General features: G+C 64.3%; 12 protein-coding genes. 9 read left to right on the top strand and 3 right to left on the bottom strand.

Annotated features, from left to right (window positions below):
• From ACT3S6_RS13440 to ACT3S6_RS13400, 9 genes are all read left to right on the top strand, one after another.
• Positions 1–162 (top strand): lipase family protein (locus tag ACT3S6_RS13440; RefSeq protein WP_444555371.1); only part of this gene is annotated, 162 nt, incomplete at its 5' end.
• 93 nt (positions 163–255) lie between these two features.
• Positions 256–1278: a class II fructose-bisphosphate aldolase gene (gene fbaA, locus ACT3S6_RS13435; RefSeq protein ID WP_444555369.1), complete on the top strand. Its 1023-nt coding sequence runs from the start codon at positions 256–258 to the stop codon at positions 1276–1278.
• Position 1279: 1 nt separating this feature from the next.
• On the top strand, positions 1280–1705 hold the full coding sequence (locus ACT3S6_RS13430; RefSeq protein WP_444555368.1) for a DUF3151 domain-containing protein: 426 nt from the start codon (positions 1280–1282) through the stop codon (positions 1703–1705).
• An 87-nt stretch (positions 1706–1792) separates the two neighbouring features.
• Positions 1793–2182, top strand: a complete 390-nt coding sequence (locus ACT3S6_RS13425; RefSeq protein ID WP_443381935.1) for a DUF6507 family protein — start codon at positions 1793–1795, stop codon at positions 2180–2182.
• Entirely contained in the window at positions 2182–3594 is a 1413-nt protein-coding gene (locus ACT3S6_RS13420; RefSeq protein WP_443381937.1) for a hypothetical protein, read from the top strand. The genes ACT3S6_RS13425 and ACT3S6_RS13420 overlap by 1 nt, the downstream gene beginning before the upstream one ends.
• A 25-nt stretch (positions 3595–3619) precedes the next feature.
• Positions 3620–4039 (top strand): hypothetical protein, encoded by a 420-nt coding sequence (locus ACT3S6_RS13415; protein ID WP_443381939.1) that lies wholly within the window; start codon positions 3620–3622, stop codon positions 4037–4039.
• Positions 4036–5418, top strand: a complete 1383-nt coding sequence (locus tag ACT3S6_RS13410) for a hypothetical protein (protein WP_444555367.1) — start codon at positions 4036–4038, stop codon at positions 5416–5418. The genes ACT3S6_RS13415 and ACT3S6_RS13410 overlap by 4 nt, the downstream gene beginning before the upstream one ends.
• 63 nt (positions 5419–5481) lie before the next feature.
• Positions 5482–6108, top strand: a complete 627-nt coding sequence (locus tag ACT3S6_RS13405; protein ID WP_444555366.1) for a thymidine kinase — start codon at positions 5482–5484, stop codon at positions 6106–6108.
• An 84-nt stretch (positions 6109–6192) separates the two neighbouring features.
• The gene (locus ACT3S6_RS13400) at positions 6193–6639 is read left to right on the top strand and encodes an SRPBCC family protein (RefSeq protein WP_444555365.1); all 447 of its coding nucleotides are present in this window, start codon (positions 6193–6195) and stop codon (positions 6637–6639) included.
• A gap of 32 nt (positions 6640–6671) precedes the next feature.
• On the opposite strand, the gene ACT3S6_RS13395 is transcribed toward ACT3S6_RS13400, so the two are convergent.
• The 3 genes from ACT3S6_RS13395 to ACT3S6_RS13385 all read right to left on the bottom strand — a co-directional run bounded on the left by ACT3S6_RS13395 (position 6672) and on the right by ACT3S6_RS13385 (position 9269).
• Positions 6672–7553, bottom strand: coding sequence for a hypothetical protein (locus ACT3S6_RS13395; RefSeq protein ID WP_443381947.1), 882 nt, complete (start codon positions 7551–7553; stop codon positions 6672–6674).
• Between the two features lie 144 nt (positions 7554–7697).
• Entirely contained in the window at positions 7698–8564 is an 867-nt protein-coding gene (locus tag ACT3S6_RS13390; protein ID WP_444555364.1) for a hypothetical protein, read from the bottom strand.
• A gap of 102 nt (positions 8565–8666) precedes the next feature.
• On the bottom strand, positions 8667–9269 hold the full coding sequence (locus tag ACT3S6_RS13385; protein ID WP_444555363.1) for a TetR family transcriptional regulator: 603 nt from the start codon (positions 9267–9269) through the stop codon (positions 8667–8669).
• Positions 9270–9330: the final 61 nt, after the last annotated feature.

The raw sequence follows: 9330 nt of genomic DNA, 5'->3' as shown, positions 1-9330 counted from the left end.
CTAGCGAAGCGTTGGTGCGCCCAGGGGGTCAACGTCTCCTGGGATGCGACGGCCGGCCCGGCACATATCGGTGGCTATATTGCCGCCGTGCCGCGTGCCCTGCACTTCCTGAAGAGCCGATTCGACGGAAAGCGCCAGCTGTCCAGCTGCTGGCGTCTCTGAGCCCGTCACACGCTGGTGTGGCTTTGATCGCATGTCGGTAGGATGGACCTAGCCAACGATGTCTACTCCCAGCCCAACTCATAAGGAGTCAGCATGCCCCTTGCAACCCCGGACAAATACAACGCCATGATCGACGCGGCGAAAGCCGGTTCCTACGCTTTCCCCGCCGTCAACGTGACGTCCTCGCAGACGCTGAATGCCGCCATCCGCGGATTCGCTGAAGCCGAGTCCGACGGGATCATCCAGGTCTCGACCGGTGGCGCCGCCTACTGGTCGGGATCCTCGATCAAGGACATGGTGGTGGGCTCCCTGGGCTTCGCCGCCTTCGCCAAGGAAGTGGCCAAAAGCTACGGCGTGAACATCGCCCTGCACACGGACCACTGCCCGGCAGACAAGCTCGACGGATTCGTGCTGCCGCTGCTGGCCGCTTCCGAGGCGGAGGTCAAGGCCGGCCGTGACCCGATCTTCAACTCGCATATGTGGGACGGCTCGGCCGAAACACTGGAGGAGAACCTCCGCATCGCCAAGGAACTACTGCCGCGCTCCGCCGCTGCCAAGCAGATCCTCGAGGTCGAGATCGGCACCGTCGGTGGTGAAGAGGACGGCGTGGAGAACGCGATCAACGAAAAGCTCTACACCACGGTCGAGGACGCGCTGGCCACCGTCGAGGCGCTGGGTACCGGCGAACACGGCCGTTACATCACCGCGCTGACCTTCGGCAACGTCCACGGGGTCTACAAGCCCGGTGGAGTGAAGCTGCGTCCGGAGATCCTCAAGGACATCCAGGCCGAGATCGGCACCAAGCTCGGCCAGGGCAAGCCCTTCGACCTGGTCTTCCACGGTGGTTCGGGATCCTCCGAGCAGGAGATCTCCGACGCGGTCTCCTATGGCGTCATCAAGATGAACATCGACACCGATACCCAGTACGCCTTCACCCGCCCGGTCGCCGGGCACATGCTCTCCAACTACGACGGCGTCCTGAAGATCGACGGCGAAGTCGGAAACAAGAAGGTCTACGACCCCCGCGTGTGGGGTGCGGCCGCGGAGACCTCCATGGCCGAACGCATCGTTGAGGCGGCCCGCCAGCTCGGTTCCGCCGGAAAGAGCCTGAAATAATATGAGCGAAGCACTCGGACGCAACCTCCTGGCCATCCCGGAGACCCGCCTGGCCCCGGACGAGGACGTCAACGCGCGTCTCGAAGCCGGCGACGAAGCCGTGGACCTGGCGGCCAGGTTCCCCGCGTCATCATTGCCATGGGCGATGCTCGCCGACGAGGCCTACGACGACGGCCGCACCGTCGAGTCCTATGCCTACGCGCGGGTGGGCTACCACCGAGGACTCGACGCGCTGCGCCAGGCCGGTTGGCGTGGTCAGGGTCCCGTGCCGTACTCGCACGAACCCAACCGCGGCTTCCTGCGCTCGCTGTATGCCCTCCAGCGGGCCGCGGCAGCGATCGGCGAAGCCGAGGAAGTCGACCGGATCGGAACGTTCCTCAACGACTCCGACCCGACCGCGGCAGAGCGTATCTCCGCCGGTAAGTAACACCTGGTGGCGCTCGGCGCGCCCGCAGAGTAAAGCCGCGATGGGGAGTTCTCCCCATCGCGGCTTCATTCTGCCTGTCATAGGCTGATGGACAGTGGAAATGACTACATGAACGGGGAGGCCGAGTCAGTGGCAGGAGATGGGTGGAAAGTCAGCGTCGTGACGGCGAACTCCATTGTGGACAAGGCCCAGGGAGAGGTGGACGACTTCGAAGGCCAGGAAACGAAGCTGAACACGGCATTCAACGAAGCGGCGACGGCCTGTGACCACTTGGAAATCGGGGAGGCACTCGATGGGCTCCTCGGAGAATTTCTAGGCAAGCTGCTGGAATCCGGCAAGAACGCGGGATATTCCATCTGCGGAAACACCAAGGCATCGATCGGGGCCTACGCCGATGCCCACTGGGAGATGGCTGCGGACGCGGAGGCCGAGATCTACTCGATCCCGGCTCCCCCGAAGACCAAGGCCAGTGCCTGATGAGCGTTGTCATTTCCCCGCTTCCTGACAGGCTTCCCGATACCGCTGCGATCGATTCCAAGGCCAAGGCCGTGCGCAAGGTCGGAACGGACTGCGGGGATATCCGTGACGATGTCCAAAGCCACTGGTCTGGTTTGGGAGCGGTCTTCGAATCCCCGCATCAAGACAAGGTCTACGCGGCGGTGACAACGGTGTTGTCCCCACCAATCGATGCCGTGGGCACCGTCACCGACGACACCGCCAAGGCGCTGGAGGACTTCTCGTCCAGGATCGCTGGTCTCAAAGCACGATATGACGCAGTCGTATCGCGTGCGGCGAGTCACAACGAGATGAGGGAAGAGGCCCGCCCTGACGATTATTTCGACACCACTGGTGATATTCAGCTGGAAGTCAATGCCGTTGCCGAGCTATATGACGATGCGGTCTCGACCTGCGCTTCCAAGATCGCCGAGCTCAACCCGCTATTCGGGGATGGCCTCAAGAATGCGAACAAGGCAGCCGGATACGGAGGGGATGCTGTAACCGCGCTCACAGTGCTCGGCCTCACTGCTTCGTCCTTCGAGTACAGGGACGGAAAGCTGTTCTTTGTCTACAACTCAGACAGGAATGAGCATAAGAAGGGGTTCCAGCCGAAGCGGTACGGCATTACGGAGAAGAGGCTGCAGAAACTCGGAGTTCCGAAGTCTTACGCGGAGCGCATCGCCGACGGAGGCGGTAGGAAAAACCCGAGCTACGTCCCCAAGCATGCCCGTCTCGCCGGGAATCACTACATCCCGAAACATGCAGCCAACCCGATGGCCCTCGCCGTCGGCGGAGGGCCACTGGCTGCGAAGTACCCATGGAACGTGAAGCCCATCAGGGACGGGGCGCATGTGCGGGTGACCAAGCAATTGACTCGAGGCCCCGGACGCCATGAACGTAACCCCAACACGCGCACCGGGCCCGTCAAGCTGCCCAAGGCGCTGGAAAAGGTCAATAAGTTCACCCAGGGCCCCGGAGGGAAGCTACTTACCGTAGCCGGCGCCGGAATGACCTTTGTCGGGGCCTACGGCGAAGGCTATAACGATAGTGTGCTTCGCAACCCGGAGATGACCCACGCTGAGCATCAAAAGGAAGCTCGAAAAGATGCTGCGGTCGTCACTGCCGCAGAAGAAACCGGGGCAATCGTTGGTACTGCGGTCGGACGTGGCGTCGGGGCGGCAGTGGGCCAGGCGCTCATCCCCATTCCAGGGGTGGGTGCAGCCGTCGGAGGTTTCGTCGGTGGACTGGCCGGTGGCTGGGTCGGCGGCCAAGTAGGCAATGCCATAGGATCGACGATCAACGACCTCCGCCACGGTGACATTGGATCCATCGGCGAAGCAGCGAAGGAAACCGGGAAAAAGATCCTCAAATCACTCAACCCATTCGGCTAGCTTAGGGAGCGATACGGTTCACAGCATGGAAGATTTTCTACTTTCCGTTTTGATTTTCGGCCTTCCCGGGCTGGCATTGCTCACGGCCTGGGGGTTGGCTTGGAGCGGACGGTGGCGGACCTGGGCGGTTAAGCAGCCCGGTCCCTTCATCTTTACGCAGAGAAACTACGATCCGATGTATCTGGGCGTGGGCGGGGTGGCGGTGCTGTGCATCTGGCCGGCGGTCTTCGCCAGTTTGGCTCGTGCGGAGTACGCCGAAACCTTGTGGACGGTGCTCCTGGTGATTTTCGTCCCCATCGTGTTCGGGATGCGCTGGTGGTGGCCGGCCGCCGTGACGCCGCGTTGGCATAAGGAGTGGGTCGCTCGCGGCGGCACGGAAGAAACGCCTCTCTGGGGGCCGGGAGAGCAGGTGCCCGCGAGGGCAGCAAGAAAAGGATGGGCATGACGCAGGCACACACCACGGATCGGTATGAGGGATACCAAGGCATCCTGGCCTTCGAGCTCCCGGCCCCATGGACCGGCCAGCAGCTACGTCCCGAAGTAGAGCTCTTCGGCAGCATGCCGGCGGTGCAGGGCGAATTCACGCCCAACGTCGTCGTGACAGTGAACCCGTACTCGGGCACGGTGCAGGACTTCGGACGGCTGGCCGTCTCCGGGATCGTCGCCGATCTGACGGAGGGTCGGATCGTGGATGTCTCCGAATGGGACTTCCGCCCGGGGGCTTCCACCGAAGAGGCGCTGGGTCATTCCGGCCGGATCATCGAATACACGCATCGTGCACCGGTGGGGCGCACGGTCAGCGGTGTCGACTACCTCGTCATCCAACAGGGATGGGCCATCCAGATCAGCACCACCACAGCCCTGCAGACTCGGCACCTTTTCGCGGAGGAATTCGAGGCGATCGCCCGGTCGGTATCGGTGCTGCAGCCAGCAGCCGACACCGAAGAAAAACCGGCCGGGGAGGAATCATCGAGTGGATCCCCGGAAGCATCCGTGGATGAAGTCGCCAGTCGTGCCCGGGGTGAGGTGCTGGAAGACTATTCGTTCTACCAGGCAGCCGGGTCGTGGATCGGCGAAGGCACCTGGCTGACCGGTGCCGCCATCGCGCGCATGGGGGAGTTGGAGGACTCGGTGCTGGGACGCTTGGGCCTAGGAGCCAAGGATCCGGTACTGGCCGAATTGCAGGAACTCGGAGTCCTGGAAGGCGGCCGACTCAGCGAGATCGGCGACGTGATGGCCGCGATGCTGAACGGGGCGACGACCCGGATGCGGCTGACCGGCAGGTTCCTGGACGGGGAAACGATGCTGCAGGCCTTCGTCGTGGGGGATCTGGCCCTGGTGGCCGCCGAGCAGGGGTACGGCCCCCGGGTACTGAACCAGTCCTGGCACCCCGACGACGAGACGATGTTCAACGTCCAGCTCATCCCGTTGAGCGAACTGTCCTCCTGCGCGTCGCGCTGGGTCGGGGCAGGACCTGCATGGAATGTCCACGTCGAGCCCTTGTTGTTGCAGAACGGGCAGCTGGACGAACGTTTCGCCGGCGAAACGCCGCTGCCCAGCGGGGCGAACGAGGCCATGGAACAGGTCTGGAACCACCCGTGGTTCATCTGGGAAATCCAAGCGGAAGGCGATACGACATCCATCGATCCGATCACCTACGTCAATGTGGGTCCCCGAGGGAACTACCGCATCGGCCTGTTCGAGCACCCGGAGACCGGAAGGGATCATCCGGGGTTGTGGGCGACGGACAGCTCCTACATCCTCTGGCAGTTGGAGGATGTGTTGCAGGCCGTGGTCTTCGGTCGCGACGTCCAACTGGGCTGATGCCTCCCCGGTGGCCACACAACGCATAGACTCGGTGCGCACGCCGCAACGAAAAGGAACCCATTGGCCAAGCTTTATTTCCGCTACGGAGCCATGAACTCCGGCAAGTCCACGGGGTTGCTGCAGGTGGCCTTCAACTACGAGGAGCGTGGACAACGCGTTCTGTTGGCCAAGCCGGATGTCGACACCAAAGGCGATGACCAGATCGTCTCCCGGCTCGGCGTCAGCCGTACCGTCGACTTCCTCATCCCGCCCGGGGAATCCGCCGTCGACCTGTTCAACGCCCACGCCTCGGGAGACGATCCGGATGCCCTGCTGGAGCACGTGGACCAGCAGCCGGTGGCCTGCCTGCTCATCGATGAGGCCCAGTTCCTCTCCGCCGATCAGGTCGACGACCTCTTCCGCATCGCCGTGCGGCAGAACGTCCCGGTCCTGGCCTTCGGCATCCGCACCGACTTCAAGACCCGGATGTTCCCCGGATCGCTGCGGCTCATGGAACTGGCGCACACCCTCGAAGAGCTCAAAACGATCTGCCGGTGCGGGCGGAAGGCCATCTTCAACACCCGGAGGATCGGTGACACGGTGGTCTTCGACGGCGACCAGGTCGCCATCGACGGGCAGGACGTCTGGTACGAATCGCTGTGCGGGGCCTGCTACCTCGAGGCCTCGGAAGGCCGGTTGGGGAGCTGATCCGGTCCGCACTTCGGACATCAGGGCGATGACCGCGTGCAGCGAAGTCTTCACTTCCGCCGCCACGCAGGGCATGCTGCAGTCATGGGCACCGCAGCGAAGGATGACGAGACCACCGCCTACCAGGCCAGCGAACACATCAGCCTGCCCGTCCAACGCGTCTGGGCCCTGCTGACCGACTTCACCGCGGCACCCCTGTGGCTCACCGGGGTGACGGAGATGCATGCGGATGCCCCGCTGGGCCCCGGCGTGGAGCTGGAGGTCCGGATGGGGGACAACGCGCGCACCTATGTCCTGACCGATTTCTCCCCGGAGCGGGAGCTGGTGATCTCCACCGGTGACGGTGATGTGCACACCATCTACGGTTATCAGTTGTCCCCGGACGCCGGTGGCACGCTGCTGACACTCACGGTGCAGGTGGTGATCAGCCCCCGGGTGCCCGGAGACGGTTGGGATATCCGCCGGGCCGTGGCGGATGCCGAATCAAGCCAGCTCCCTGCCTTCAAGGGGTATGCCGAACTCGCCCCCTGAGGTTCGTGGTCCCCGGGGCGGGATCGGCGGGGCTACTGGCCGGTGTTGTCCTTGAAGTTCTTCTCGTAGATCTCGTCCATCTGTGGAGCCCAGTCGGATTCGGTCTCGGATAGGTGGGTGGCCATCTCGACGGCGAGATCCGGTTCGGTGAGGACCGTGGGATCCGTGAAGCGGTCCTCTTCGCCCTCCGCGGCATGGATGAGGACGGCGGAGGTCGTCGCACCGTCCGCGGAGCAGTGCCAGGCGGCCTGCAGGTCAACGGCCGCGATGCTAGGACCGGGAATCTTGCTTTCCTTCACGCCGTGCTTATTGACCGTGGAGACGCCGTTCTCGTCCGTCTCGACGGTGTCGGCGCACTGGCCGTGCTTCAGATACCCGGACTCGTTCAGGGTCTTGAACTCCTCGTCGTTGGCGAGGTAATACCTGCGGATCTGGACCTCCGCGGCGGCCTGGAGCAGGTCCTCATCGTCGGGGTCGGTGGCGGTGAAGCCGCAACCCACATGCGTGTACAGACCACTCATGGATAGCCCGCCGATTTCCGGAATTGCAGTGGCCACGGCGTCGAGGGTCTTCTGGTCCAACAGACCATCCACGCAGGGAGCGGGGTCCACCGAGTTGCGCTTCGCCGCTTGCTTCGAAGCTGCCTTCCGGGCCTGTTCCTTCCAGGCCTCGTCGGCGGCTCCTTCGGTGATCATCCCGGTGTCCTGGCTCTCCGATGCCTGGGCTTGGGCACTTTCGGAGGTACCACCGGGGCTCGAGGACGCGCTGGGATCCCCGGCGCCGTCGGCATTGCTGCAGGCCGTCAGGGACAGGAATCCCACGGCCGTGACGGCCATCAGCCGCGGAAGGACGGTGGTGCGTTTCCGTCCCGGTACTACTGCGGTGGGGCGGCTGCACTCCGATGTGCTGAACATGCTGTTCCTTTCGACTGCTGGGACCGAACCCGAAAAAACAAGTTGATTCATCGAAACTACGGAATTCGGAACGACGGGCCAATGGGTCCTGCGCCTTCGTTATGTGTTCAACGCTTCGGGATCAAGCCGCCGAAGGAGGGCGGGCTACTGGCCCATGTTGTCCTTGAAGTGCTTCTCGTAGGTCTCGTCCATCCGTGGAGCCCAGTCGGAGTCCGATAGATGGGTGGCCATCTCGAGGGCCAGCTCCGGTTCGGTGAGGACCGTGGGATCCGAGAAGCCGTCCTGTTCGTCGTCCGCGGCATGGATGAGGACGGCGGAGCTCGTCGCCCCGTCCTCGGAACACTGCCAGGCGGCCTGCAGCTCCACGGCGGCGGAGGCCCCGGGGATGTTGCTTTCCTTCACGCCGTGCTTATTGACGGTGGCGACACCGTTTTCGTCCGTTTCGACGTCGTCCGCGCACTGGCCGTGCTTGAGGAAACCGGACTCGTCCAGCGTCTTGTACTCCTCGTCGTTGCCGGGGTAGTACCTGCGGACCTGGACCATGGCCGACGCCTGGTGGGCGTCCGCGTCCAGATTGGTGGCGGTGAAAGTGCAGCCGGCGTGGGTGTAGAGGCCGCTGAGGTACATCCCCCCGACTTCCGGCAGGGCGGTGGCCACGGCATCCAGGGCCTTCTGATCCAGCAGCTCGTCGACACAGCGGGTGGCGTCGATCTCGCTGCCTTCCGCGCCCGCCGAGCGGGCCTGTTCCTTCCAGGCTTCGTCGGCGGCTCCTTCGGTGATCACCCCCGGGTCCTGGATTGCTGAGGCCGGTGCCTCGGAACTGTCCGAAGCACCGCCGGGGCTCGACGAGGCGCTGGCCTCCCCGGCGCCGTTGGCATTGCTGCAGGCCGTCAGGGACAGGAGTCCGACGGCGGCAACGGCCAGCAAACGGGGGCCGGCCGAGGTGCGCGACGGGCCGGAAGCCACTGCGGCGCCGGAGCGGTGACGGCTGGTCTGCGAAATATTGAACATGCTGTTCCCCTTCGGAAGTACTGAGACCGAACCCGGAAGACCGGGTTCCTCCATCGAAGGTACGGAACCGGCAGTGGGCCCACAATGCACCCGGCGGCTTCGTTATGCGTTCGACGCTTCGCGGACCGGGAGGGCTCCGTCGAGGATGACGCCCAAACCCCAGGCGAAGGCGTCGGCCCCCAATTGCGGGCCGCCGGGGACCGAGGGGTCGGTGGCCGCGAGGGCCGCGAGTTTGGCGTGTTCCTGACCGGCCGCGACGGAACCCAGGATGTGGTTGAGGATCAGATGCTGCGCCCAGGCCGAATGGGCCGGATCGATGCCGGAGGTCTCGAGCAGATCACGCAGCCCGGTCAGCGGTAGCAGGGCCGCCGGCTGCATGGATTGCGCCAGTTGCACCACTTCGGCGCTGTCGGGCACCGGCAGCAGGGCGGAGCGGATGGCCGTGGCCACCTCGATGATCGCCGCGCGGGACGCGGCCGGTCCGCCGGGGGAGGAGGTGGCGGCCAGGGGCGGGAGCGTGATTCCGCCCAGCAGGCGGGCTGCGACGTCGACGAGCAGGTCCTGTTTATTCTTCACGTGCCAGTACAAGGCGCCGACCTGGACCTCGAGCTCGCGGGCGAGGCGACGCATCGACAGATCGGCCAGACCAAACTCGGTGAGGATGCCGACGGCGGAGCCCACCACCTGATCCCGAGTCAACGCCATGCCCGTAGTCTACGGTGCCCGGGGAGTGGCTGAACGCCGTTCAATTTATTGTACGCTGGAT

Origin of the sequence: Arthrobacter sp. AOP36-C1-22, assembly GCF_052377515.1 — a bacterium.
Classification (GTDB): Bacteria; Actinomycetota; Actinomycetes; order Actinomycetales; family Micrococcaceae; genus Arthrobacter_H.
The sequence above is the reverse complement of the archived record's forward strand: the minus strand, read 5'-3'. Positions and strand labels throughout refer to the sequence as shown.